This window comes from Halomonas urmiana (assembly GCF_005780185.1).
Lineage (GTDB): Bacteria > Pseudomonadota > Gammaproteobacteria > Pseudomonadales > Halomonadaceae > Halomonas > Halomonas urmiana.
In genome coordinates this window covers 67,075-90,288 of record NZ_VBUI01000008.1, presented here as the reverse complement: position 1 = coordinate 90,288, position 23,214 = coordinate 67,075, and the positions used below count along the sequence as shown (strand labels likewise).

At 66.5% G+C, this 23,214-nt stretch carries 23 protein-coding genes and 2 tRNA genes; 17 read left to right on the top strand and 8 right to left on the bottom strand.

Going from position 1 to position 23,214, the window contains the following annotated elements; translation table 11 throughout:
* The first annotated feature begins 188 nt into the window (after positions 1 to 188).
* The 3 genes from dctP (at position 189) to FEI13_RS06780 (ending at position 3,110) form a co-directional block, all read left to right on the top strand.
* A complete protein-coding gene (gene dctP, locus FEI13_RS06790; protein WP_138180669.1) occupies positions 189 to 1,208 on the top strand; it encodes a TRAP transporter substrate-binding protein DctP in 1,020 nt (339 codons plus the stop codon).
* Positions 1,209 to 1,281: 73 nt separating this feature from the next.
* Complete coding sequence (locus tag FEI13_RS06785) at positions 1,282 to 1,812, top strand: TRAP transporter small permease (RefSeq protein WP_138180667.1); 531 nt, start codon at positions 1,282 to 1,284, stop codon at positions 1,810 to 1,812.
* Positions 1,812 to 3,110, top strand: coding sequence for a TRAP transporter large permease (locus FEI13_RS06780; RefSeq protein ID WP_138180665.1), 1,299 nt, complete (start codon positions 1,812 to 1,814; stop codon positions 3,108 to 3,110). The genes FEI13_RS06785 and FEI13_RS06780 overlap by 1 nt, the downstream gene beginning before the upstream one ends.
* A 70-nt stretch (positions 3,111 to 3,180) precedes the next feature.
* Here FEI13_RS06780 and FEI13_RS06775 read toward each other — a convergent pair whose 3' ends face one another.
* Positions 3,181 to 3,492, bottom strand: a complete 312-nt coding sequence (locus tag FEI13_RS06775; protein WP_138180663.1) for a YqfO family protein — start codon at positions 3,490 to 3,492, stop codon at positions 3,181 to 3,183.
* Between the two features lie 220 nt (positions 3,493 to 3,712).
* On the opposite strand from FEI13_RS06775, the gene FEI13_RS06770 reads away from it, so the two are divergent.
* Both FEI13_RS06770 and FEI13_RS06765 read left to right on the top strand, forming a co-directional pair.
* Complete coding sequence (locus tag FEI13_RS06770) at positions 3,713 to 4,243, top strand: fasciclin domain-containing protein (protein ID WP_166462123.1); 531 nt, start codon at positions 3,713 to 3,715, stop codon at positions 4,241 to 4,243.
* Between the two features lie 187 nt (positions 4,244 to 4,430).
* Positions 4,431 to 5,267 carry a fructosamine kinase family protein gene (locus FEI13_RS06765; protein ID WP_138180661.1) on the top strand — a complete coding sequence of 279 codons (837 nt, stop codon included), beginning with the start codon at positions 4,431 to 4,433 and terminating at the stop codon, positions 5,265 to 5,267.
* A gap of 10 nt (positions 5,268 to 5,277) precedes the next feature.
* Here the strand turns inward: FEI13_RS06765 and FEI13_RS06760 are convergent, their stop codons facing one another.
* Positions 5,278 to 5,520: a hypothetical protein gene (locus tag FEI13_RS06760; protein ID WP_138180659.1), complete on the bottom strand. Its 243-nt coding sequence runs from the start codon at positions 5,518 to 5,520 to the stop codon at positions 5,278 to 5,280.
* A gap of 237 nt (positions 5,521 to 5,757) precedes the next feature.
* Here FEI13_RS06760 and FEI13_RS06750 point away from each other — a divergent pair, with 237 nt between their 5' ends.
* Complete coding sequence (locus FEI13_RS06750; RefSeq protein WP_240036457.1) at positions 5,758 to 6,333, top strand: phospholipase D-like domain-containing protein; 576 nt, start codon at positions 5,758 to 5,760, stop codon at positions 6,331 to 6,333.
* A gap of 108 nt (positions 6,334 to 6,441) precedes the next feature.
* On the opposite strand, the gene FEI13_RS06745 is transcribed toward FEI13_RS06750, so the two are convergent.
* Positions 6,442 to 7,359 (bottom strand): alpha/beta fold hydrolase, encoded by a 918-nt coding sequence (locus tag FEI13_RS06745; protein ID WP_138180657.1) that lies wholly within the window; start codon positions 7,357 to 7,359, stop codon positions 6,442 to 6,444.
* 227 nt (positions 7,360 to 7,586) lie between these two features.
* On the opposite strand from FEI13_RS06745, the gene FEI13_RS06740 reads away from it, so the two are divergent.
* The 4 genes from FEI13_RS06740 (at position 7,587) to FEI13_RS06725 (ending at position 14,481) form a co-directional block, all read left to right on the top strand.
* Positions 7,587 to 9,029: a TolC family outer membrane protein gene (locus tag FEI13_RS06740; RefSeq protein ID WP_240036456.1), complete on the top strand. Its 1,443-nt coding sequence runs from the start codon at positions 7,587 to 7,589 to the stop codon at positions 9,027 to 9,029.
* Between the two features lie 83 nt (positions 9,030 to 9,112).
* Positions 9,113 to 10,369 (top strand): efflux RND transporter periplasmic adaptor subunit, encoded by a 1,257-nt coding sequence (locus FEI13_RS06735; protein ID WP_138180655.1) that lies wholly within the window; start codon positions 9,113 to 9,115, stop codon positions 10,367 to 10,369.
* The gene (locus tag FEI13_RS06730; protein WP_138180653.1) at positions 10,366 to 13,557 is read left to right on the top strand and encodes an efflux RND transporter permease subunit; all 3,192 of its coding nucleotides are present in this window, start codon (positions 10,366 to 10,368) and stop codon (positions 13,555 to 13,557) included. Before FEI13_RS06735 ends, FEI13_RS06730 begins: the two co-directional genes overlap by 4 nt.
* A gap of 228 nt (positions 13,558 to 13,785) precedes the next feature.
* Positions 13,786 to 14,481, top strand: coding sequence for a hypothetical protein (locus tag FEI13_RS06725; RefSeq protein ID WP_138180651.1), 696 nt, complete (start codon positions 13,786 to 13,788; stop codon positions 14,479 to 14,481).
* A 19-nt stretch (positions 14,482 to 14,500) separates the two neighbouring features.
* On the opposite strand, the gene FEI13_RS06720 is transcribed toward FEI13_RS06725, so the two are convergent.
* Positions 14,501 to 15,124, bottom strand: coding sequence for a TetR family transcriptional regulator (locus FEI13_RS06720; protein ID WP_138180649.1), 624 nt, complete (start codon positions 15,122 to 15,124; stop codon positions 14,501 to 14,503).
* 176 nt (positions 15,125 to 15,300) lie between these two features.
* Here FEI13_RS06720 and FEI13_RS06715 point away from each other — a divergent pair, with 176 nt between their 5' ends.
* Entirely contained in the window at positions 15,301 to 16,332 is a 1,032-nt protein-coding gene (locus tag FEI13_RS06715; protein ID WP_138180648.1) for a succinylglutamate desuccinylase/aspartoacylase family protein, read from the top strand.
* A gap of 108 nt (positions 16,333 to 16,440) precedes the next feature.
* Here FEI13_RS06715 and dusA read toward each other — a convergent pair whose 3' ends face one another.
* Both dusA and FEI13_RS06705 read right to left on the bottom strand, forming a co-directional pair.
* Positions 16,441 to 17,436, bottom strand: a complete 996-nt coding sequence (gene dusA, locus FEI13_RS06710) for a tRNA dihydrouridine(20/20a) synthase DusA (protein ID WP_138180646.1) — start codon at positions 17,434 to 17,436, stop codon at positions 16,441 to 16,443.
* A gap of 191 nt (positions 17,437 to 17,627) precedes the next feature.
* Positions 17,628 to 17,831, bottom strand: coding sequence for a cold-shock protein (locus FEI13_RS06705; protein ID WP_089847775.1), 204 nt, complete (start codon positions 17,829 to 17,831; stop codon positions 17,628 to 17,630).
* Between the two features lie 247 nt (positions 17,832 to 18,078).
* Here FEI13_RS06705 and FEI13_RS06700 point away from each other — a divergent pair, with 247 nt between their 5' ends.
* The 3 genes from FEI13_RS06700 to FEI13_RS06690 all read left to right on the top strand — a co-directional run bounded on the left by FEI13_RS06700 (position 18,079) and on the right by FEI13_RS06690 (position 19,546).
* Complete coding sequence (locus tag FEI13_RS06700) at positions 18,079 to 18,318, top strand: hypothetical protein (RefSeq protein ID WP_138180644.1); 240 nt, start codon at positions 18,079 to 18,081, stop codon at positions 18,316 to 18,318.
* A gap of 246 nt (positions 18,319 to 18,564) precedes the next feature.
* Positions 18,565 to 18,888, top strand: coding sequence for a TraR/DksA family transcriptional regulator (locus FEI13_RS06695; RefSeq protein ID WP_138180642.1), 324 nt, complete (start codon positions 18,565 to 18,567; stop codon positions 18,886 to 18,888).
* 61 nt (positions 18,889 to 18,949) lie between these two features.
* A complete protein-coding gene (locus FEI13_RS06690; RefSeq protein WP_138180640.1) occupies positions 18,950 to 19,546 on the top strand; it encodes a hypothetical protein in 597 nt (198 codons plus the stop codon).
* Between the two features lie 4 nt (positions 19,547 to 19,550).
* On the opposite strand, the gene FEI13_RS06685 is transcribed toward FEI13_RS06690, so the two are convergent.
* Complete coding sequence (locus FEI13_RS06685; RefSeq protein ID WP_138180638.1) at positions 19,551 to 20,138, bottom strand: helix-turn-helix domain-containing protein; 588 nt, start codon at positions 20,136 to 20,138, stop codon at positions 19,551 to 19,553.
* 103 nt (positions 20,139 to 20,241) lie between these two features.
* On the bottom strand, positions 20,242 to 20,982 hold the full coding sequence (locus tag FEI13_RS06680) for an SDR family NAD(P)-dependent oxidoreductase (RefSeq protein ID WP_138180636.1): 741 nt from the start codon (positions 20,980 to 20,982) through the stop codon (positions 20,242 to 20,244).
* A gap of 158 nt (positions 20,983 to 21,140) precedes the next feature.
* Between FEI13_RS06680 and gltX the strand changes: the two genes are divergently transcribed.
* The 3 genes from gltX to FEI13_RS06665 all read left to right on the top strand — a co-directional run bounded on the left by gltX (position 21,141) and on the right by FEI13_RS06665 (position 23,003).
* Positions 21,141 to 22,619 (top strand): glutamate--tRNA ligase, encoded by a 1,479-nt coding sequence (gene gltX, locus FEI13_RS06675; protein WP_138180634.1) that lies wholly within the window; start codon positions 21,141 to 21,143, stop codon positions 22,617 to 22,619.
* A gap of 194 nt (positions 22,620 to 22,813) precedes the next feature.
* Positions 22,814 to 22,889, top strand: a tRNA-Ala gene (locus FEI13_RS06670).
* A gap of 38 nt (positions 22,890 to 22,927) precedes the next feature.
* Positions 22,928 to 23,003, top strand: a tRNA-Glu gene (locus FEI13_RS06665).
* Positions 23,004 to 23,214: the final 211 nt, after the last annotated feature.

The window sequence follows — 23,214 nt, the reverse complement described above, 5'->3', positions numbered from 1 at the left end:
GCTGGCAGGTGGCATAAAAACTAGTTGAATATATCGTGGAAAGGATATCAATCAGAATATAACAACAGTTTATGACTTGAATCATGATGAATCTACCAAGTTGTCTTTCCTGAGGCGTCGATTGACCGGCTGTCAGGCGGGCGGTAAACAGGCCCCTGCCAAACACAACAACGCGAGAGATCCCGTCCATGACACTTGCTACCAAAGGGCACCTTCTGCCTGCCGTTTCGGCCCTTTCCGCCGCCGTTTTCCTGCTGGGCGCGTCGATCGAGGATGCCGAGGCCACGACCCTGCGTCTGGCCACGGACTCGGGGACCAAGGGCTCTCCCGCCGGTGATGCCCTGGAGACCTGGGGCCAGCTGATCGAAGAGAAGTCGAACGGCGAGATCGACGTCAAGGTCTACTACCAGAACGAGCTCGGCGGCCAGCAGGAGGTCTTCGACCTGCTGGTGGCGGGTGGTGTCGACATGATGCTGAACTGGCCGATGACCTCCTACGACAAGCGCATCGGCGTCATCTACACCCCCTACATGACGCTCTCCTGGGAGGAGGCCATGGAGGCCTACCGCCCGGGTGGCTGGGTGAACGAACTGCTGGGCGACATCTATGCCGACATCGGCCTGAAGTTCTTCGGTCCCTGGCCGGAAGGCTTCAACGGCGTTGCCTCCCGTGGCAAGTATGCCCTCACCGTGGAAGACGCCGGCGACCTGGCGGTGCGGACCATGACAGTGTTCCCGGCGCCCCAGACCATGCAGGCACTCGGCTACCAGACCGCGGCCCTGGACTGGGGCGAGGTCTACACGGCGCTGCAGACCGGCGTGGTCGACGGCGAGGCGGGCAACGTCATCTACTGGCCCTACGAGTACTTCAGCGATCTTCTGGACTACTACGTCCACACCAAGCACTTCTTCATGACCGGCATCCTCACCATGAACATGGGCTCCTACGAGAGCCTGGACGAGGCGCATCAGCAGGCGGTCCGCGAAGCTGCCATCGAGGTCATGGACCAGCAGTTCGTGGCGGCCCGTGAGCAGGATGAGCACTACATCGCCAAGGCGCAGGAAGACGGCATGGAGTACTTCGAGCTCTCCGACGAGCGGCTCGCCGAGTTCGCCCGCCGCGCCCGCGAGCAGGTCTGGCCGCAGATGGACGAGGAACTCGGCTCGGAGATCATGGACGTCATCCGCGCCAACGCCACCTCGCTCTGACCCATGAACTGACTCGGTACCCCTGGCGTCGACCTGCCCGCGGGTCGACGCCTCACTGCGTGGAGGGCACGTCATGCAGACCTTCTTTTCCCGGCTGGACCTCTGGGTCGGTCGGCTCCTCGAGCTGGTCACTTTCGTCGCGAGCCTGCTCGTGGTGGGGCTGATGCTCTTTCTCATCCTGGCGCGCTACGTCTTCGGCTGGTCGCTGGTCGGCACCCTGGAGCTGGTCATGCTGGCCGGCATGTGGCTCTACATGTCGGGGGCGGTGATCGCCAGTCGCCGGAACGAGCACCTGGTCGTCGATTTTCTCGAGCTCCAGATCCGCGACTCGCGCATCCTGGGACTGCATAAGGTGCTGGTCTCGCTCATCGTGACCGGGATCAGCGCCTGCTTCGTCTACTGGGCCTGGAGCATGCTCTCCTGGGGGCTGGTACGACCCCAGCGAACCCCTGAGTTATCCCTCCCGTTGTGGGTCTCCCAGGCGGCGATCATGGTCGCCAGCATCGGCTGCTTCTGCTATGCCCTGCGCGACGTCATCCAGGGCATCCGGCAGTTCATCGGGATCGATCGTTCGTCATCACTTGCCATCAAGGGAGAGCAATAATGGAAGGCTTGCTTGCGGTTGTCCTGTTGCTGGTGCTGATGGGGCTTGGTGTGCCCATCGCCTGGTCCTTCGCCGGCGTGCTGGCCTATCTGGCCTTCATCTACGACGCCGACTTCAACACCCTGATGCTGCAGGGATTCCGCTCGGTAGACTCGGTGATCCTGATCGCCCTGCCACTGTTCGTGCTGACCGGCTACTTGATGCAGAGCGGCGGCATCGCCAGCCGCCTGGTCACCTTCATCGAGACCCTGGTCGGCAAGCGTCGTGGCGGTATGGGCGCCTCCATGGTGCTCGCCTCGGGCATCTTCGGCGCCATCGCCGGCACGGCGACGGCGGCGGTGGCCTCCATCGGCACCATCATGATCGGTCCCCTGGAACAGCGCGGCTACCCCCGCGGCTACTCCTCGGCGCTGCTGGGCATCTCCTCGCTGCTGGGCATCCTGCTGCCGCCCTCGATCACCATGATCCTGTTCGCGGTGGTCACCCGCCAGTCGGTGGCGGCGCTGTTCGCGGCGACGGTGGGGCCGGCGTTGCTGCTGATCTTGGGGCTGATCGTGGTCAACCGCCTGGCCTGTGGCCGGCTGTTCCAGGAGGTGGCCAGCGATGCCATGAAGGGCGCCACGCCCCTGCCTTCACGCGGTGTGGCCACCTGGCGGGCCCTGCCGGCACTGAGTCTGCCCTTCATCATTCTCGGCGGGATTTACGGCGGCGTCTTCACCCCCACGGAAGCGGCGGCGGTGGCGGCCTTCTCTGCCATCGTCATCGGCTTTCTGGTCTATCGCGACCAGTCGCTGAAGAGCTTCTACCGCAGCGTGATCGCGGCGTCCGAGACCACCGGCTCGATCATCCTGATCCTGTTGTTCTCCTTCATGATCGGTCGCATCCTGGCCTTCGAACGGGTGCCCCAGGACCTGACCGAGATGATCACCACTCTGGTCCAGAATCCCCTGATGATCCTGATCACCATCAATGCGTTCCTGATCATCGCCGGCGCCATCATGGACGACGTCTCGGTGACGGTGGTGGTGGCGCCGCTGTTCCTGCCGCTGATGGTGGACACCGGCATCCACCCGGTTCACTTCGGTGCCATCGTCGCCTGCTCGGTGGTGATCGGGGCCAACAGTCCCCCGGTGGCGCCGATTCTCTACATGGCGTGTCGCATCGGCCGTGTCTCCATCCACAAGACCTTCTCGCCGGCGCTGCTGCTGATCGCCCTGGTGGGGCTGCCGGTGATGCTGATCACCACCTTCGTGCCCGAACTGTCACTGTTCCTGCCCCGGCTGCTGGGATTCCTCTAGGCTGCCTCCTCCAGGTCGAGCGACCGTCTCGGCACTCTCCTTCCACGGGCCCTGACGGGTCCGTGGCGCGTCAGATATCCGCCAACTGCCAGACGTCGAAGGCCGGCTCCTCGTAGGGGTGGGCCGCCCTGAGGGCGGCCACCGCCTCACGGATCAGCCCATCCTCGCAGACCAGCTCCACCTTCAGTTCCTCGACCCGTTCTAGGTCGCCGACCCGGCCGATGTGGGGGTCGGCGCCCGGCAGCGGGCGAAACTGCCCGGTGCCCGGCATCTGGAAACAGCACGCCTCGTAGTCGCCGATGCGCCCCGCCCCGGTGGCGAAGACGGCTTCCTTGACGGCCTCGGCATCCGCCATCGGCACGAAGAAGGCCAGCTTGTACATGGTCGTGACTCCTCTTGGGCAATGTGCCTCTCGTTGTGCCATATCGTGCCGGCGGCGTCAGCCGTGTCGGCGGCGAGAAAATAATACTTGTCCAATACCTATACAGATACTAAGCTCTGTACAGGTTGAGGTAGAGCGCCCTCCGCCGAAGGTTCCAAGTCGATAGCGAACACCCCCTCGGGCAAGATGCGCCCGCGGTTCAACAAGAGGAAAGTGCCCCATGAAGACCCTTATCACTTCCATCGCCGCCCCCTTCACCACCTCCGTGACCCGTGCCCTTGGTGTCGGCATGCTGGGACTGATGCTCGCCGGCGGCGTCCAGGCCGACCACCACGGTATGAAGAAGGACATCGTCGACACCGCCGTGGGGGCGGGGCAGTTCGAGACGCTGGTCGCCGCGGTCAAGGCGGCCGAGCTGGTCGAGACCCTCAAAGGCGAAGGCCCCTTCACGGTCTTCGCTCCTACCGACGAGGCCTTCGCCGCGCTGCCGGAGGGCACCGTCGAGGACCTGCTCAAGCCCGAGAACCAGGAGACCCTGCAGGCCGTGCTCACCTATCACGTGGTGCCCGGCAAGGTCATGGCGGAGGACGCCATGGCCGCCGATAGCGCCACCACCGTGCAGGGCCAGGACATCACCATCACCACCATGGATGGCAGCGTGATGATCGACGATGCCACCGTCATCCAGGCAGACATCGAGGCGAGCAACGGCGTTATCCATGTGATCGACGGTGTGCTGATGCCGGAATAACCCTCCACCGATCAGCCTGCCGAGCATCTACCGTTGCTAATCTCCCGTTTGTGTTCTTTGGCCGTCCTCCGGGGCGGTCTTTTTTTTGGTGCATTGCACGCTGTCGTCCGGCCGTCCCATCGCTTTGACAGCGCCGACCGGACTGGCGACCCTCGCGGCAATCGGCACGGCAAAGGAGGCATGACCCATGGAGCCAACACTGGCGCGACTGCTGGCCTCGGCGGCCCTGACGCCCCGGGGCGATCCCGTCCCCCTCGGCGGTGGCGACATCGCCGAGGTCCGGCGCCTGATGACCGACCAGGGGGCGGTGGTGATCAAGCGCGACGATCCCGCGCGACTGGCCGGCGAGGCCGATGGCCTGCGCGCCCTGCGCCAGGCCAACACGCGGCTCATCGTGCCCGAGGTGCTGGCCGAGGGTGACGGCTGGCTGGTGATGGAGGCGCTGGAGCGCGGACAGGCGGGAAGCGATGCGGCGCGCCTGGGGGAGGGCCTGCGGGCGCTGCACGCCGATATCGGCGATGCCCACGGCTGGCCGCATGACAACGCCTGCGGCCGCACGCCCCAGCCCAATGCGCCGCTTGCCGATGGCCGCGCTTTCCAGCGCGAGCGGCGCCTGCTGCCACTCGCCGAGGCCTGCCAGCAACGCGGCCTCATGGACGGCGGGCTGCGCCAGCGCCTCGAGGCCATCGCCCAGGGGCTCGAGGCGTGGCTGCCGGACGCTCCGGCGAGCCTGGTGCATGGCGATCTCTGGTCGGGCAATGTGCTCTTCACACCAAAGGGACCGGCGATCATCGACCCGGCGGTCTACCGTCACTATCCGGAAGTCGACCTGGCCATGCTGACGCTGTTCGGCACGCCGGGCGAGGCCTTCTTCGAGGCCTACTGGAACGGCCGCGCCCCGGCCGATTGGCCGCGGCGTGAGACCCTGTTCCAGCTCTATCCGCTGCTCAACCACCTGCTGCTGTTCGGCGGTAGCTACCGCGGCGCGGTCGAGCGAGCGGTGGCGCGGCTGGAGGCCGCCTGATCAGGAAGGATCACGGGGGCAGCCGCGACAGCGCCCAGTCGACCACCTCGATGGCGAGCCGATCGGCCCGCTCGCCGAGGCGCTCGCAGCGCTGCAGGGTGGCCGTCGCCTGCTCGCTGGCGCGGCCGATCACAGTGATGGCCTCGCCGACGGCGTCGCGCTGCTCGACCAGCGCGCCCGAGAGGGTCTCCAGATGGCCCAGGGTGATCACCGTGAACAGCCCGATCAGTACATGGTGGGCGCGGGGTTCCATCGTCAGGCGTCCTCTGCCGGGTGGGCCGCCCGCCGGGCGGCACGGCCACGGGGCCGTGGAAATAGTCATGGATCCAGGCATCGTCGGTAGCCTCGACCACCGCGAGGCGATCGGCGACCCGTACCTGGCGCTTGAGGCTCGCGTGGTGCGCAAGCGTCCAGTCACCGCGGATGGCCAGGCGCCCGCCTGCAGAAGCTGCTGGCCAACGAGCTGGGCCTGGTCTGGGCGCCGGTGCGGATGCTCAGCGATGACCCGGCCAAGGGGCTTGGCCAGGCGAGTGGACTGGCGCTGCTGAGCCATGATCTCACGCTCATCTTCGACGACGCCGAGCGCCATATTGCCCTGGTCTCGCCCTACTTCGTGCCGGCCAAGTCGGGGACCGAGGCCTTCCGGAAACTGGAACGAGACGGGGTCGAGGTGCTGACCAATGCCCTGGAAGCCACCGACGTGGCCGCCGTGCACGCCGGCTATGCCAAGCGGCGCAAGCATCAGGAACGCAACCCGAGTGCGGGGCCGTTCGGCAGTTCCGGCGCCAGCCTGCATGCCAAGACCTTCGCCGTGGATGGCGAGCGTGTCTTCGTGGGGTCGTTCAACTTCGATCCCCGCTCGGCCAACCTGAACACCGAGCTTGGATTCATCATCGAGGATCCGTCGCTGGCCCAGCGGATCGATGACGCCTTCGACAACGGGGTGCCGCAGAACGCCTACGAGGTGCGTCTGGATCCCGAAGGGGACCTCTACTGGCTCGAGCGCCGCGACGGCGAGGTGATTCGCCATGACGTGGAGCCCAACTCGGGGCGCTGCGGCGCCTGATGGTCACCCTGATCTCGCTGCTGCCGGTCGACTGGCTGCTGTGGCGTCGTGGTGATCGGCGGCGACATGCGCGTTGGCGACATGTGCATCTGCGACGGGGCCGCGAGGCTAGCTGTGGCCCCGGCGCCACAGCAGACGCCGCCACCACGGCGTGCTCGCGTTCTCGTAGCGAGATGCCGTTGCCTGGGCGGGCGATTCGGACAGAAAGGCGGCGATGGGCGCGACCTGGTCGCGGCGGTCGAGCATCGGGGCATGGCCGCAGCCCGGTACCTCGTGGCTGACGAGATCGGGCTGCGCCTCGGCCATGCGCGACACGCTCTCGGCCTTCAGCAGCGGGGAGTGCCGGCCGCGGAGGACCATCAGCGGGCAGCGGATGGCGGCCCAGTCTGCCCAGGTGTCGCGCGGCGTGTCGTGGACGAATTGCTCCGCGATGCGCGGATCGAAGTGGTAGGTCCAGCTGCCGTCGGGCAGCCGGCGAGCGCTGCCCAGCGCCAGGCGGCGCCAGGCGTCGTCTCCCTCTATGCCGAAGCCGGTGTAGTGGCGTCGCAGTTCGGCCTCGAGCTCGCTGAAATGCAGGAAGCGATGGGGTACGCCGAAGTAGCTGGCCAGATCCGCCAGGCCCTCGGGAGCGAGTTCCGGGCCCACGTCGTTGAGCACCAGCCGTTCGATGCGCGCCGCGCTAGCCGGCTCGGCGGCCAGCAGCATGCCCAGCAGGCCCCCCATGGAGGTGCCGACCCAGGGCACGCGTTCCAGGCCGAAGTGATCCATCACCGCAGCTGCTATCGTCATGTAATGGGAATATACATAGTGGCAGGATGGTGTCGACGACCAGCTCGAGAGGCCCCGGCCCGGGGTGTCGGGCGCCAGGATCCGCCACTCGGGACCGAGCTCCCGGGCGAAGTCGGCGAAGTCGCCACCGTGGCGAGCCAGGCCGTGCCAGGCGATCACGGTGCGGGGCGCCTCGGGGTGCCAGATCCGCACGGCAACCTCCAGCGCGTTTACCTTGACGAGTTCCAGGGCATCCATGGGCAGGCTTCCTGAGTAGGCCTGAGGGAGAGGTCGACCGAACCGCGGCCGGCCAGCGATGGGGATCGTGCCGGTGGTCCTGTCGATGGAGTATGCTGCTATGCAGCATAGCGGACGGCGCCGTCTCGTGGCCAGTTTCCTTGGTCGTAGGCCAGGGCGGTGGACTCGACCAACAAACATGCGACAATGTATGTAAATATCACCATCACGACACCGAGGATCTACCGATGATGCGTCCCCGTTCCCTTCGCTGCACCGGCACGCGGTTCGCCCGCCGCGCGCTGCTGCCGGCCCTAGTCGCGGCGGCCGTCGCCGCGCCGGTGCAGGCGGCGGATCTCCTGACCATCGCCCGCGATGCGATGCAGAACAATGCCGAGCTGGCCTCGGCCCGCTCCCAGACGAACAGCGTGGAGGCGGGGCGGGACGTCCAGCAGGGCGACCTGCTGCCGCAGGTCGATGTGTCGGGCAACGTGAGCCACAACCGCCAGTACGAGAGCCAGACGGGCGGATTCCAGTCCGTCGGGGACGATAACTATACCGGCGCCAGCCTGACCCTGGAGGCCACTCAGGCGCTCTTCGACGCCCGCAATGCGCGGGAGGTCGAGCAGGCCGAACGCGAGATCGACCAGCAGCTCTACCGGCTGGCCGCCACCGAGCAGCAGGTGCTGATCGATGTCTCCTCGGCCTATTTCGAGATCCTGCGTGCCTTTGAGGTGCTCGAGGCGCGGCGCGCCCAGGAGCGGGCCATCGGTCGCCAGCTGGAGCAGGCGCGCGAGCAGTTCGAGGTGGGCCTGATCGCCATCACCGAGGTCGAGGAGGCCCAGGCGGCCTTCGACCAGGCGCGGGCGGAGCGCATCACGGCGCAGAGCAACCTGCAGGTCAACTTCGAGGCCCTGGAGCGCCTAACCGGTCAGCGCTACGCCAGCATCGACTCGCTGGGCGACGAGATCCCCATCGCGCCGCCCACCCCGAGCGATCGCGACCAGTGGGTGGCGCTCGCGATGGAGAATAACCCCCAGGTGCTGGCCAGCCAGGCCGGAGTCGAGGTCTCGCGCAGCGGCGTTGATATCGCCCGGGCGGGGCGCCTGCCCACGCTCAATGCCTTCGCCAACTACAACTACGCCGACGATGATCGGGACGCGATCGAGGGCCACACCTCGGCCAGCCAGGTGGGCCTCGGTGTGAGCGTGCCGCTCTACACCGGCGGGCGCACCTCGGCCAGTATCCGCCAGAACACCTACCTGCTGGAGGCGAGCCAGTACGACTTCGAGTCCCAGCGTCGCGACACCGTCCAGCAGGTGCGCTCCTTCTATACCCAGGTCAGCAACGACGTCTCCACCGTGGAGGCGCGCGCCCAGGCGATCGTCTCTAACCAGAGCGCGCTGGATGCCACCCGCGCCGGCTACGAGGTCGGGACGCGCAATATCGTCGACGTGCTCAATGCCGAGCAGAACCTCTACAACGCCGTTGCCGAGCACGCCAGCGCCCGCTACGACTACGTGATCAACCTGCTGACCCTGCGCCAGCAGTCGGGAACCCTGGACGTGCCGGCGGTCGAGGAAGTGAACGCCTGGCTGGATGGCGGCAGCGTCTCCTTCACGCTGCCCGAGAATGCCGAGTCGCGGGATGCGGTCATGAATATCGGGGCGCCGCCGCGTCTCGAGGAGTAATGGGCGGCAACCGGAAATTTACAAACATTCATGAATGAATGTAAAATTCGTTTCTCCTCCGACGCGCCTAATGGAAAGTACCCATGACAACCATCACCAAACGAGGCCGGGGCGGCCTGGTGGCCCTGGCCACGGGCCTCGTGCTTGCCGCCTGTGGTCAGCAACAGGCCCCCGAGCAGCAGGCGTCCGATCAGGATGACGCGCCCCCGACCCCCAAGCCGATCATGGAGATGGCCCGCCAGGATCTGCCGCTTGCCAAGTCCTACCCCGCCAAGCTGCGCAGCGACGACGAAGTCACCCTGGTGGCCCGCGTCACCGGTTTCCTCGAGGAGCGTCACTTCGAGCCGGGCGAGATGGTGGAAGAGGGCGCTAGCCTCTACTCCATCGAGCCGGACCTCTACGAGTCCGTGGTGGCCCAGCGCGAGGCCGACCTCGAGAGCGCCCGCGCCGAACTCTCACGCGCCCAGCGCGATGCCGCCCGCTTCCAGCAGCTGCTCAGCCAGAACTCGGTGAGCCGGCAGCAGGTCGACCAGGCACAGGCCGAGCTGAACGTGGCCCGGGCCTCGGTTTCCCAGGCCGAGGCGGCGCTGGCCAATTCGCGCATCGACCTCGGCTATGCCGACGTCACCGCACCGGTGGCCGGCATGATCGGCCTCAGCGAGGTCAATCTGGGCAACCTGGTGCAGCCGGGCACCACGCTCGCCACCATCACGCCGCTGGACCCGCTGGAGGTTCGCTTCCAGCTGCCCCAGGAAGGTGCCTTCGCGCTGCGCCAGCAGCTGCGCGACCAACCCCTCGAGGCGATCACCGCCTGGCTCGATCTGCCGGGTGGCGTCGAAGGCGCGGGCGAGCGCCTCGAGGGCCACCTGGACTTCCTCGGCTCGCGGGTCGACGAGGCCACCAGTACCGTGCAGGCTACCGCGACCTTCGCCAACCCCGATGCCCGGGTGCTGCCCGGCCAGTTTGTCCGCGTCCATCTCGAGGGCATGAAGCGCTTCGACGTGCTGGCGGTGCCCGAGATCGCCCTGACCCAGGGGCTGATGGGGCCCCAGGTCTTCGTGCTCGACGAGGAGAACAAGGCCCGGGCGCGCACCGTGCAGCTCGGCGAGATCGCCGGTCCCTGGCAGATCCTGCGCAGCGGCGTCGAGCCCGGCGAGCGAGTGGTGGTGGGTGACCCCGCCGGCCTGCAGCCCGGCACGGCCATCGAGCCCCGGCCCTTCGAAGGCATCGAGCAGAACGCGGGAGACAGCGCCGAGGATGCCGGCGAGCAGGATGAACAGAAGGGCGCCGAGGCGAGCGCCGAACCCGTGGCCGAGGCCGAGGGAGACGCCGGGCCATGAACTTCTCCAACTTCTTCATCAAGCGCCCGATCTTCGCGACAGTGCTGGCGATCATCCTGACGCTGATCGGGCTGATGAGCATGCGGGTGCTGCCCATCGAGCAGTACCCGAGCGTGGTGCCGCCCACGGTCTCGGTCAACGCCACCTTCCCGGGGGCCGACGCCGAGACCATGGCCCAGACGGTGGCCGCGCCCTTGGCCGAGGCCATCAACGGTGTCGAGGACATGCTCTACATGACCTCGACCAGCGCCGACAACGGCTCGATGCAGTTGCAGGTGGCCTTCAATATCGGCACCGACGGCGACATCAACACCATCAACGTCAACAATCGGGTGCAGGGCGCGCTATCGCAGCTGCCCGAGGCGGTGCAGGCCCAGGGTGTGACCGTGGAGCTGAGTTCCAGCTCGATCCTGATGCTGGTGGCGCTGATTTCGCCCGAGGAGGACTACGACCGCATCTATCTGCAGAACTACGCCACCCTCAACGTCCTGGACGAGCTGCGCCAGGTGCCGGGGGTCGGCGACGCCGAGGTGCTGGGCGGCGGCGAGTTCGCCATGCGTGTGTGGATGGACCCGGACCGGCTGGCGCAGTATGACCTGACGCCCACCGAGGTCGCCGCGGCCATTCGCGCGCAGAACACCGAGGTGCCGGCGGGCAACCTGGCCACCACGCCGCAGTCCGAGCCGCGGGCCTTCACCTACACCATTACCGCCGGGGGGCGCCTCTCCAGCACTGACGACTTTCGCGAGATCTTCCTGCGCACCAACCCGGACGGCTCGGCGCTGCGCCTGTCCGACGTGGCGCGTATCGAGCTCGGCGCGTCGTTCTACGGCGTGGAGGCGCGGCTCAACGGCGGCACCATGGCGCCGATCATCATCAACCAGCAGCCCGGCGCCAACGCCCTGGAGACCGCCAAGGCGGTCGAGGACGTGATGGCGGAGCTGGGGGGGCGTTTCCCGCCGGGGCTCGAGTACGTGGTGCCCTATGACACCACCCAGTTCATCGATGCCTCCGTGGAGACCGTCTTCCACACCTTCATCGAGGCCTTCCTGATCGTCGGCGTCATCCTGTTCATCTTCCTGCAGAACTGGCGCTTCACGGTGATCGCCATGTCGGTGGTGCCGGTCTCGGTGCTGGCGACCTTCGCCGGTTTCTTCGCCTTCGGCTTCACCATCAACCTGCTGACGCTGTTCGCCCTGGTGCTCTCCATCGGCATCGTGGTGGATGACGCCATCCTGGTGGTGGAGAACGTCGAGCGGGTGCTCGGCGAGGATGAGGAGATCACCGTCCGTCAGGCGACGATCCAGGCCATGAAGGAGGTCGGCGGGCCGGTCATCGCTACCTCGCTGATCATGGGGGCGGTGTTCGTGCCGGTGGCCTTCCTGGGCGGCTTCACCGGGCAGATCTATCAGCAGTTCGCGCTGACCATCGCCATCTCGGTGCTCTTCTCGGCGCTGATGGCGCTGACCTTCACCCCGGCGCTCTCGGCGATCTTCATCAAGCACGATCTGCACCGCAAGGAAACGGCGTTCAGCCGCGCGCTGCGCACGCCGCTGCGCCTGTTCGATCGCCTGTTCGCGGGTATTACCGCGGTCTATATGTGGGTGGTCAAGAAGCTGGTGCGCTTCTGGGGGCTGGCACTGCTGCTCACCGGCCTGGTGATGGGGGGCTCCTGGTGGCTCTATCAGGCGACCCCCTCGACCCTGGTGCCGGAGACCGACCAGGGGATCGTGCTCACCGCCGTGCAGCTGCCGGACTCCGCCTCGCTGTCGCGGACTCGGGAGTACATGGGCAAGCTCAGCTCGGCCATCGAGGAGATCCCGGGCGTGCGCTTCTCCTCGGCGGTGGCCGGCTATGACATCCTGTCGAGCTCGGTGAACACGGCCCGCGGGATCATGTTCGTGACCATGGATCCCTGGGCGGAGCGCGAGCTGACCGCCAGCGGGCTGATCGGTCGCATCATGCAGCTCGGCGCCCAGATCGAGGGCGGCTCGGCCATGGCCTTCAACATGCCGCCGATCATGGGCCTCTCGACCACTGGCGGCTTCACCGGCTACCTGCAGTCCTTCGAGGGCGCCTCGCCCCAGGAGCTCTTCCAGGCGTCGCTGAAGGTGATGCAGGCGGCCGCTGAGCATCCGGCGCTGAAGCAGGTGTTCACCACCTTCAACGTCAACGTGCCGTCCTTCCGCGCCGAGATCGACCAGCAGAAGGCGTTGAGCTACGGGGTCAGCCTGACGGACCTGAATGCCACGCTGTCGAATACCTTCGGCAACGGTTTCGTCAACTTCTTCAGCTATCAGAACCGCAACTTCCAGGTCTATCTGCAGAACCAGGAGGAGTTCCGCAAGACGCCCTCGGACGTCGCCAACGTCTTCGTGCGTGGCGGCAACGGCGAGCGCATCCCGCTCTCCGAGTTCGTGACCCTCGAGCGCCAGACGGCGCCCGCGGTGGTGACCCGCTTCGGCGTCTACACCGGCGCCCAGTTCCAGGGCGGCCCGGCGCCGGGCTACAGCTCGGGGGAGGCGCTCGCCGCCATGGAAGAGATCGTCGCGGAGCAGCTCGGCGACGGCTGGGGCATGGGTTGGACCGGTACCGCCTATCAGGAGAGCCAGGCGGGCAGCGCCGCGACGCTGGCCATCGTCTTCGGCCTGCTGATGGTGTTCCTGATCCTCGCCGCCCAGTATGAGAGCTGGTCGCTGCCGCTGGCGGTGCTGACTGCCACGCCCTTCGCCCTGCTGGGCGGGATCGGCGGTATCTTCCTGCGCGGCCTGGACACCAGCGTCTACGTGCAGATCGGCATCCTGGTGGTGGTGGGCCTAGCGGCCAAGAACGCCATCCTGATCGTCGAGTTCGCCGAGCTGCAGCGCCGCGAGATGGGCAAGTCGATTCGCGAGGCGGCGGTCACGGCGGCGGAGCTGCGCTTCCGGCCGATCGTCATGACCTCCCTGGCGTTCATCTTTGGCACCCTGCCGCTGATGCTCGCCACCGGGGCGAGCGACACCAGCAGCCACCATATCGGCACCACGGTGGCGATCGGCATGGCTTCGGTGGCGATACTCGGCAGTCTGTTCGTGCCAACCTTCTACGCCATGATCGCCGCGGTCTCCGCCTGGCTGCAGCGCAAGTCGCATCAGGGCGATGAGTCGCCCGGCGAGGCGGCCGACCCTGAGCCGCGTGGCAACGCCTGATACCGGCGTGACCAGGCGGATGTGACGTCCTGCTGAACGCCAAGGGGCGCCCCACTGGGGCGCCCCTTGGCATGGCGATGGCAACAACAGGCGTCGATGGGGATAGGCGTTTTTTATAAGGATGCGCGAATACATCCTTGATTCGGGTCAGGAACGAGCCGCTCCGATGGTCTAGGATGGGAATGGAAGACTCATTCGTTGGCTAAGTGTCATCGGGAGGTACGCCGCATGGATACCATCATCGAGATCGCCCTAAGTTTTCCCGTGGTGATCTTCGGCGCTCTGCTGGCGCTGGTCGCTTGCTACTGGCTGCTGGTGGCGCTGCGCCTGGCGCCGGTCGAGCTCTTCGAGCATGACAGCCTGCGTAACGATAACCTGGCCAGTGCGCTGGTCTCGCTGGGGTTCATCGGCGTGCCGGTATCGCTGTCGCTGACCCTGTTGATCGGCCTGGCGAGCCTGCTGACGCTAGGCATCGAGCTCGCCGTGCTGCGCTGGCTGCCACTGGGCTTCTTCCGCATTCCGCTGGGGGTGCTGGTGATCTGGGGCGCCTTCGCGCTGGCCTCGCCGCTGGCGGCCTGGCTCTGCCAGCGGCTACATCGACGGCTCCACCAGCAGCGGCCCGGTGCGCCGGAGCGCCTGCCGCGCTGCCTGCTCGGGGAGCATGTGCGTATCACCGCCGCGTCGGCCGATGCGGCGCGCAGCGTCACGGCGGTGCTGGAGAGCGACCCGAGCCACGAGGTGCAGCTGGCCACCAAGTCGGGTGACGCGCCACGGGTCGGGGAGCATCGGGTGTTGGTGAAGTACCTGCCGCGAGACGGCCGCTACCGCGCCGTGCCCGAAAGCGACTACCTGGATGCCCGCACGCGGCTCCGGCGGCTGCACCTGCTGCACGGCGCCAACCCGCACAATGGCTCGTCGGCCTGAGGCGCCGGCCGCCTCGTGATCAAGCTGCCTCGGCCTCGTCGCGGCGCATCAGCGCCAGCTGGGCATCCACCAGGGCCATGCCGCGCTCGTAGATGGAGTAGGCGTCGGGATCGCGCAGCCAGTCGTGGAAGAGGCCGCTGAGGATCGCCTGCAACAGGCGGGTGGCGACCTCAGGGGCGAGCCCCTGCTTGAGCAGCCCCAGGCGGTGGGCGTCGGCGAAGTAGCCGCCCAGCGCGTCGAGGCACTCGCCGGCCATCTCCGTCTGGATGGCGCAGGGGTCGATGTCGCCGAAGAACTCGCAGCGGTGGATCAGGATGGCGAGGACGCGCCGGTGGCGCGGCTGCTCCAGGCGCAGCAGGCTCTGCTGGAAGCCCAGTCGAACGGTCTCCAGCGGTGAGTCGTGCGAGGCGCCGGTCTCCGCCACGAGTTCCTCGAAGGGCATGCGCACCCGGTCGAGCATGGCGCGAAAGAGGTCGGCCTTGTTCTTGAAGTGCCAGTAGACCGCCCCGCGGGTCAGGCCGGCGTGGCGGGCGATCTGTTCCAGCGAGGTGCGAGCGACGCCATTATCGAAGAACACCTCCTCGGCGGCGTCGAGCAGTGCCTCGCGGGTGGCTTCGGCTTCGGCCTTGGTGCGTCTGGCCATGGCGGGGCTCTCAACGTGTCACGGTTTTCCGTATTCTACCCCAGTGGCCCGTTTTTTACATTCATGTCTGTATGGATATGTAATCAGAGGGCGAGCGTCGCCGGGCTCGTCTTCCACGGGCCAGGAGCGTATAAGAAACGCCTGAAAAGTCCGTTTCGTGATGCAAGGAGCGCCGCATGGCCCGTTCCCCCTTCGAGATCGCCGGCACCCGTGTGGCCCCGGGGTCGCGCACTCAGATCGACGTGCCCGTGGCGCGCCTCTATACCCATGCGCCGCTCTACATTCCCCTGGAAGTGGTGCACGGCCGACAGCCAGGGCCGGTATTGCTGGTCTGTGGCGGCATTCATGGCGACGAGATCAACGGCGTGGAGATCGTGCGCCGCCTGCTGCGCTCCAAGCAGCTGCAGGGGCTGCGTGGCACCCTGATCGGCGTGCCCATCGTCAATGTCTTCGGCTTCGTGCAGCACAGCCGCTACCTGCCGGACCGGCGCGACCTCAACCGCTGCTTCCCGGGCAGCGAGTCGGGCTCGCTGGGCGGTCGCGTGGCGGCGCTGTTCCGCGAGCAGATCGTCGATCAGGCCAGCCACATCATCGACCTGCACACCGGGGCGATCCATCGTACCAACCTGCCGCAGATTCGCGCCCAGCTCACGACCGGCGGCGAGACCGAGCGCATGGCCAACGCCTTCGGCGCGCCGGTGATCCTCAACGCCGACCTGCGCGAGGGCAGCCTGCGCCATTACGCGCAGAACCGCGGTATCCCGGTGCTTACCTACGAGGCGGGAGAGGCGCTGCGCTTCGATCAGTGGGCGATCACCCCGGGGGTGCGGGGCGTGCTGCGGGTGATGCGTCGGCTCGGCATGCTGACCGGTGAGCATCGCCGTCGACCGGTGCCGGCCGCCGAGGTCGCCAACGGCTCGAGCTGGGCGCGGGCGCCCATCGACGGCATCCTGCGTCCGAAGGTGCGCCTCGGCGCCCGGGTGGCCAAGGGCGAGCTGCTGGGACGAGTGGCCGACCCCTTCGGCAATGCCGAGGGCGAGGTGCGCGCCGTGGCGGACGGCATCGTCATCGGCATGAGCCGGCTGCCGCTGGCCAACGAGGGCGAGGCGCTCTTCCACATCGCCCGCTTCGACGCCATCGAGGAGGCCGAGAGCGCCATCGAGGACTTCCACTCCAGCCTGGAGCCGCCGCCCGATGCGCTCTACTGATCGCCCAGGTCGATCCTCTCGACCGACACGCAGCCCCTACGACAACGGCGCCGATCGCTCGGCGCCGTGTTGCGTTATAGACAGTCTCGCAGGCGGGGGACGTGGAGCCTAGGCCACCTCGGCCGCCTCGCGCTCCGCGACCAGGCCCAGGGCGTCGTCGAAGACCTGCAGGCCCGCGCCCTCGCGATGGGCGTTCTCGGAGAGGTGGCGGCGGAACTTGCGCCCGCCCGGCTGGCCTTGGAAGAGGCCCAGCAGATGACGCGTCATGTGGTTGAGCTTCGCCCCCTCGTCGAGACGACGGGCGATGTAGGGTCGCAGCGCGCGGGCCGCCGCGTGACGGCTCTCGGCCGGGCCTGGCTCGCCGTAGAGGGCGGCGTCCACGCCGGCCAGCAGCCAGGGGTTCTGATAGGCCTCGCGGCCGATCATGACGCTGTCGACGTGGTCGAGCTGCGCGCGGCACTCGTCCAGGGTCTTGATGCCGCCGTTGATACCGATGTGAAGCTCGGGGCGGCTCGCCTTTAGGCGGTGTACACGCGGGTAGTTGAGCGGCGGCACGTCGCGGTTCTCCTTGGGGGAGAGCCCCTCGAGCCACGCCTTGCGAGCGTGCACGATGAAGGTGTCGCAGCCGGCGTCGGCCACCGTTTCGATGAAGCGCGAAAGGTCCTCGTCCTCGTCCTGGTCGTCGATGCCGATGCGACACTTCACGGTGACTGGGATCGACACCGCCGCCTGCATGGCGGCCACCGCGGCCGCGACCTTCTCCGGATGGCCCATCAGGCAGGCGCCGATCAGGTTGTTCTGCACCCGGTCGCTAGGGCAGCCGACGTTGAGGTTGACCTCATCGAAGCCCCACGCCTCGGCGATGGCCGCGCACTCGGCGAGTTCACCGGCATCGCTGCCTCCGAGCTGCAGGGCGAGCGGGTGCTCGACCTCATCGAAGCCGAGGAAGCGAGAGCGCGGGCTGCCGTGCAGGATGGCGCCGGTGGTCACCATCTCGGTGTAGAGCAGGGCACGGCGGGTAAGGGAGCGGGCGAACGCGCGGTAGTCGCGGGTCGTCCAATCCATCATAGGCGCGACGGAGAAGGTGCGATCGAGCGGTTGCATCGGCATCACGGGGTAGTGGTCGAAAGGGAGGGCATTCTACCAGCCCCGGTCACTTTCTGCCCAACCGTCGAGGAGGTCGTGTCATGCGCTGGGCGCATCGGGCAACCGGACACGCATAAACACCAAGGCCCGCATCAGCGGGCCTTGGTGCTCATAGCCTTGCGGCTAGATGAGGTCTGTCTGATCGACGATCAGATGGCTTCGATGTTGGAAGCCTGCAGGCCTTTCTTGCCCTGAACCACGTCGAAAGAGACCTGCTGGCCGTCCTGGAGGGACTTGAAGCCTTCAGCCTTGATTTCGGAGAAGTGAGCAAAGAGGTCATCGCCGCCGTCGGTCGGGGTGATGAAGCCGAAGCCTTTTGCGTCGTTGAACCACTTAACAGTGCCAGTAGCCATGTCATGACTCCTTTCTTTGGCGCAGTGCGCCTGATACGAAATTACCGGGTGTAGCCCCGAATGCTAGTGGGTAAAACAAGGGGATATAACCAGACAACCGAAAGGATTCGACTACTACTGACAATATGCATCTTGCTAACCAACTGGGCACACGATGTCATGGTTAGCGGCCGGCGTCAACTCCCGTCGCGTGCGTCGTCCATACTGGCCATACGAGCACTCGATCGATGAACAGAAGGAGAGGCTGATGAGCATTGATCTCACCGACTACCAGAGAGAGCTACTGGCCCGTGTGCTGCAGCACGGCGGCGTGCTGGCCGCGCCCTTCGGCCATCCCGGTGACGACAGCCTGGAGGAGGCGCTGCTGGAAGACATCGACGCCCTGGAGGCCGAGGGATTGATCACGGTCGAGCGCACTCGTGGGCACGAGTCACCCGAGCGGCTTTCGCTCACCGAGGCGGGCTATGACACCCTGGGCATGGCCTAGGGGATAAACCGCTCGATGCGCGACGCGCCGGAGGGTGATCTTCGTCAGCATCCTGGGCGGGAACGCTCTGCTATAAAGAAGGCCTATCTTAAAGGACTATCAATAAGCGGGAGGAGGGCGAGCCATCACAATGCCGGGCGTCGAGAGTGGAGCCCGACGATGGTCGAGGATGGGCCTTGACGATGGAAGCCGGGCGGTGCCAAGCGAGAGTCGGTGTGCCCACGATGCGATGAAAGGAGAGGTACCATGGCAGATCGCAAGCAGGAACTGGAAGGGCTGCGCGAGGAGCTGATCGAACGGTTCGATCGCTATAAGGCCCACAAGGAGCAGAAGGGCGGTCCGCTGGACAAGGACATGGAGGATCAATCGATCGAGCTGATGAACGACGAGGTCATCGAAGCCCTGCAGCAGGAGACGGAAGACGAACTTCGCCAGGTACTGCATGCGCTGAAGCGCATCGAGGCCGGGGAAGGCGAGGCTTGTGAGCGCTGTGGCGAGCCCATCGATGGCCGTCGGCTGCAGGCGTTGCCCTACACGACGGTCTGCCTCGACTGTGCGGAGCGCCAATGAGCCGACCCGCCGAGACCGGGAATGATAGTCTGGTCACTCATCGACGAGGCGGGAGGCGTGCATGACAGCATGGTTGCGAGCGATCGGGGCAGGCGTAATGCTGATGTGGCTGGCGGGCTGCGGCGGCAGCGAGGAGGAGGCGGCCAGCGCGCCTGACGACCCGGCCCCGGTGGCCGAGATGGCGGAGGCGACGCCCGAGCCCGCGCCGGAGCCGCCCCCCGGGGTGGCGCCCTTTGCGGAGCCGGTCACGATCGATGTCTCGTCGCGCCTGGGCAGCGATCGGCGCCTGACGGTCAAAGGCGAGACCAACCTGCCCGCCGACACCCGCCTGCAGGTGCTGGTGGAGCGGGAACTCAGCGGGGTGCGCTGGCGGGAGCGGGTGTCGGTGGCCGAGGGGGGCTTCGTGGCCGGGCCTTTCGGGCCCGGCAGTGGGTTGCCCGATGGCGACTACCTCGTGGAGGTCGTGGTACAGGAGGGCAGCGTCCAGCCGGCGGCGGTGCGCGACCGGCTGGGTAAGGGCAACGAGCATCTTCAGGGGCCGCTGGTCGAGCAGTCGCGTCATGGCCTGGGCCAGGTGGCCCGCTACACCAAGCGCTTCCTGGTGGGCGACGAGACCCGCCGCACCCGGGATCGTGTCGAGGTAATGGAGATCGAGTAGCGCCTCAAAGCGTCTGGGCACGCCAGTGAGCGACCAGCTTGCCCATCAGTCGGCAGCTGGGCGCGTAGGGGATGAGCTCGTCACTGTCTTGGCGCTGGAAGATCAGCTCGCCGGTGGGCCCCTGTGTGACCCGCCGAATGGCCAGCTCGCCGTCGTCCTCAATGAGGTAGAGGCCCGGCTGGCGGAAGATGTCGCTGGTCGCGATGGCCACTAGGTCTCCCTCCATGAGGAAGTCGAACTGCTCGCCCGGCGCTGGCGTCACCAGGTGGCAGTCGCCATCCCAGCGCTGCCCGGGTACCATCTCGATCGGCAGCTCGATGACCCGTTGCTTGCCATCCTGCCAGGGCAGCGGCAGCCGGCGGCGCAGGTAGAGGGGCGAGGCATGGGATCCCTCGTCCTCGAGCAGCCGCGACAGCGGACAGTTGAGCGCTTGAGCCAGGGCGACGAGGCGCTCATGACCGATCTGCTTGATGGCACCCGACTCCCAGTAGGAGATCGTCACGTCTGACACCCCGACCCTGCGTGCCAGGGCCGCCTTGTTGAGCTTGGCCTCCAGCCGAAGTTTCTTGATGCGTGGGCCGAGTGTTTCCATTACGTCATCCTATGGTCAATAAGCGTCATGTAGATCTTCCGGGCTCGGGTTTTGCCGAGCAACGACGGGTATCAACGATAATTCTTCCCTAGTCCCCGGCGCGTCACCATGCCACCCGCTCGCCGGCCCAGTCGAGGAAGATGCCGCTCTGGTCGGGCGTGCAGGTCTCGAGCACCTCCAGCAGTCGCTCGGCCACGAAGGTCGGCGTAAACAGCTTGCCTTCGGGCACCCGGGCCTGGAAGGGTGCCGAGAGCGGCGTGTCCGTGGTACCGGGGTGCAGGCAGGCGATTGCCGCTTGGGGGTTGAGGCGGCGAAGCTCCACGGCGGCGGTCTTCATCAGCATGTTATGAGCGGCCTTGCTGGCCCGGTAGGCGTACCAGCCGCCGAGACGGTTGTCGCCGATGGAGCCGACGCGTGCCGAGAGGCTGGCGAACAGTGCCGGATGGTGCCCCTTGAGGCTCGGCTGCAGCGCCTTGAGCAGCAGCGCCGGGGTGATGGCGTTGACCTGGTAGAGCCGAGCCATGGCCTCGGCGTCCAGATCGTCGAGCTTCTTTTCCGGTCCGATGCTCAGGCTCTCGTCGTGCAGCATGCCGATGGCGTTGAACACCAGGTGCACGGGGGCATCGCCCAGGACTCGGGCCAGGGCCGCACCGCCCCCCTCGGTGCTTACGTCCAGGGCGAGGGAGTCGACGCGAGGATCCGAGTGGGGATGACCGCCACGGCTGACGGCGATCACCCGGCCGGGGCGGTCGCTCCCGAGCAGGGCCTCCACTACAGCGCTGCCGATGCCGCCGGAGGCGCCGGTGATCACAGCGGTGAAATCGTCGGGGAGTCGCGTGAGCATGGCATTCCTTGTTTGCCGGAGTTCAGGTCCAGCGTGGACCACGCCGTGGGGGAATGATTCCCGGCCACGGCTGCCCGGCGCTGGCCAGGTGCGTATAATGCGGCCATTCGCCCGCCATGTCAGGGCGGCCTCCCTCCATCGACAGGACCAAGGACGACATGACTGTACGCACTCGCATCGCGCCGTCACCCACCGGCGACCCTCATGTGGGCACCGCCTATATCGCCCTGTTCAACCTCTGTTTTGCTCGCCAGCACGGCGGCCAGTTCATCCTGCGCATCGAGGACACCGACCGGGCGCGCTCGACGCCCGAGTCCGAGCAGATGATCCTCGACTCCCTGAGCTGGCTGGGTCTCGAGTGGGACGAAGGTCCCGACGTCGGCGGTCCCCACGGCCCTTACCGCCAGAGCGAGCGCGGCGATATCTACGGCGAGTATGCCCGTCAGCTGATCGAGTCCGGTCACGCCTTCAAGTGCTATCGTACCAGCGAGGAGCTCGACGAGCTGCGCGAGGCGCGCAAGGCGGCCGGCATGCACCTGGCCTTGAAGCCTGCCGACCTCGCGCTGCCCGCCGAGGAGCAGGCGCGTCGCGAGAAGGAGGGCTGGCCTTACGTGGTGCGCATGAAGGTGCCCGCCACCGGCAGCTGCGTGATCGAGGACATGCTGCGCGGCGTCATCGAGGTGGACTGGGCGCAGGTGGATGCCCAGGTGCTGCTCAAGTCGGACGGCATGCCCACCTATCACCTGGCCAACGTGGTCGACGATCACCTGATGGGCATCACCCACGTGTTGCGGGGTGAGGAGTGGATCAACTCGGCACCCAAGCATCAGCTGCTCTATGAGTACTTCGGCTGGCAGATGCCGGTGCTCTGCCACATGCCGCTGCTGCGCAACCCCGACAAGTCGAAGCTCTCCAAGCGCAAGAACCCGACCTCCATCAACTACTATCGGCGCATGGGCTTCCTGCCCCAGGCGGTGACCAACTACCTCGGGCGCATGGGCTGGTCGATGCCCGACGAACGCGAGAAGTTCAGCCTCGACGAGATGATGACTCACTTCGACATCCAGCGGGTCTCGCTGGGCGGGCCGGTGTTCGATCTCGACAAGCTGACCTGGCTCAACGGCGTCTACATCCGCGAGGACCTCGACGACGCGGCGCTGCTCAAGGCGCTGATGGAGTGGGCCTTCAACGAGGAGTATGTCGGCCAGATCCTGCCCCAGGTGCGCCCTAGGGTGGAAACGCTCTCCCAGGTGGCGCCCCTGGCCGGGCACTTCTTCTCGGGCCTGCCGGCGATCGAAGAGGGCGATTTCGATGCGGTGAAGCTCTCCCGCGAGGAGCTGCTGAAGCTGCTGCAGTTCCTGGTGTGGCGCTTCGAGCTTGTGCCGGCCTGGCACAAGGAAGCGCTGCTCGGCGAGGTCAAGGCGCTGGCGGAGTACTTCGACCTGAAGATGAAGGCCTTCCTGGCGCCGGTGTTCATCGCCGTCACCGGCTCCTCGTCGAGCACCTCGGTGATGGACGCCATGGCGATCCTCGGCTCCGATGTGACGCGGGCGCGCCTGCGGCACGCCATCGAGGTGCTGGGCGGCGTTTCCAAGAAGCAGGCCAAGCGATTCGAGAAGGAATTCCGGGAGCTGTAAGCCATAAGCTGTAAGCTTTAAGAAGAGCTCGGCAAGACCGGCGGTAGCGGGGTTGCCGAGGTGTGGTGGGAGCACTGATGTGGGCATTGTTCCTCTTCCACCTTCAGGCTTACAGCTTAAAGCTCTCGTGCGAAGCACGAGGGGTTGACGAAGGCGGGGGTTATCAGTAACATACGCCCCGTCTTCGAGAGATCGGGGCCTTAGCTCAGCTGGGAGAGCGCGACACTGGCAGTGTCGAGGTCAGCGGTTCGATCCCGCTAGGCTCCACCATCGCCTCAGATGGCAGCCATCTCTTCGCAAGACGTTGCGTCCCATTCGTCTAGTGGTCTAGGACACCGCCCTTTCACGGCGGTAACAGGGGTTCGAACCCCCTATGGGACGCCACCTCGATTCTTCCTCTCTAATACTTTCTCATGACCAGCCGGCCCTAACGCCAGCCTGGCCATCTCTGTCGTGTCTGCCTTTCCGGTTCCTGCCGGATGGCAAATCGTGCCGATTCCGACGCGAAATCTCCTTGACTTGTCCACTTGGCCCGCTTTGGGCGTCGGGGCTGTGCATAGGCGCGGCGCCAACCCGCTTGGTTGCTGGCTTTCTT

Bases quoted from the DNA above. Each gene is read 5' to 3' on its own strand.
- dctP (WP_138180669.1), top strand. From the start codon at position 189: ATGACACTTGCTACCAAAGGGCACCTTCTGCCTGCCGTTTCGGCCCTT.
- FEI13_RS06785 (WP_138180667.1), top strand. From the start codon at position 1,282: ATGCAGACCTTCTTTTCCCGGCTGGACCTCTGGGTCGGTCGGCTCCTC.
- FEI13_RS06780 (WP_138180665.1), top strand. From the start codon at position 1,812: ATGGAAGGCTTGCTTGCGGTTGTCCTGTTGCTGGTGCTGATGGGGCTT.
- FEI13_RS06775 (WP_138180663.1), bottom strand. From the start codon at position 3,492: ATGTACAAGCTGGCCTTCTTCGTGCCGATGGCGGATGCCGAGGCCGTC.
- FEI13_RS06770 (WP_166462123.1), top strand. From the start codon at position 3,713: ATGAAGACCCTTATCACTTCCATCGCCGCCCCCTTCACCACCTCCGTG.
- FEI13_RS06765 (WP_138180661.1), top strand. From the start codon at position 4,431: ATGGAGCCAACACTGGCGCGACTGCTGGCCTCGGCGGCCCTGACGCCC.
- FEI13_RS06760 (WP_138180659.1), bottom strand. From the start codon at position 5,520: ATGGAACCCCGCGCCCACCATGTACTGATCGGGCTGTTCACGGTGATC.
- FEI13_RS06750 (WP_240036457.1), top strand. From the start codon at position 5,758: ATGCTCAGCGATGACCCGGCCAAGGGGCTTGGCCAGGCGAGTGGACTG.
- FEI13_RS06745 (WP_138180657.1), bottom strand. From the start codon at position 7,359: ATGGATGCCCTGGAACTCGTCAAGGTAAACGCGCTGGAGGTTGCCGTG.
- FEI13_RS06740 (WP_240036456.1), top strand. From the start codon at position 7,587: ATGATGCGTCCCCGTTCCCTTCGCTGCACCGGCACGCGGTTCGCCCGC.
- FEI13_RS06735 (WP_138180655.1), top strand. From the start codon at position 9,113: ATGACAACCATCACCAAACGAGGCCGGGGCGGCCTGGTGGCCCTGGCC.
- FEI13_RS06730 (WP_138180653.1), top strand. From the start codon at position 10,366: ATGAACTTCTCCAACTTCTTCATCAAGCGCCCGATCTTCGCGACAGTG.
- FEI13_RS06725 (WP_138180651.1), top strand. From the start codon at position 13,786: ATGGATACCATCATCGAGATCGCCCTAAGTTTTCCCGTGGTGATCTTC.
- FEI13_RS06720 (WP_138180649.1), bottom strand. From the start codon at position 15,124: ATGGCCAGACGCACCAAGGCCGAAGCCGAAGCCACCCGCGAGGCACTG.
- FEI13_RS06715 (WP_138180648.1), top strand. From the start codon at position 15,301: ATGGCCCGTTCCCCCTTCGAGATCGCCGGCACCCGTGTGGCCCCGGGG.
- dusA (WP_138180646.1), bottom strand. From the start codon at position 17,436: ATGCAACCGCTCGATCGCACCTTCTCCGTCGCGCCTATGATGGATTGG.
- FEI13_RS06705 (WP_089847775.1), bottom strand. From the start codon at position 17,831: ATGGCTACTGGCACTGTTAAGTGGTTCAACGACGCAAAAGGCTTCGGC.
- FEI13_RS06700 (WP_138180644.1), top strand. From the start codon at position 18,079: ATGAGCATTGATCTCACCGACTACCAGAGAGAGCTACTGGCCCGTGTG.
- FEI13_RS06695 (WP_138180642.1), top strand. From the start codon at position 18,565: ATGGCAGATCGCAAGCAGGAACTGGAAGGGCTGCGCGAGGAGCTGATC.
- FEI13_RS06690 (WP_138180640.1), top strand. From the start codon at position 18,950: ATGACAGCATGGTTGCGAGCGATCGGGGCAGGCGTAATGCTGATGTGG.
- FEI13_RS06685 (WP_138180638.1), bottom strand. From the start codon at position 20,138: ATGGAAACACTCGGCCCACGCATCAAGAAACTTCGGCTGGAGGCCAAG.
- FEI13_RS06680 (WP_138180636.1), bottom strand. From the start codon at position 20,982: ATGCTCACGCGACTCCCCGACGATTTCACCGCTGTGATCACCGGCGCC.
- gltX (WP_138180634.1), top strand. From the start codon at position 21,141: ATGACTGTACGCACTCGCATCGCGCCGTCACCCACCGGCGACCCTCAT.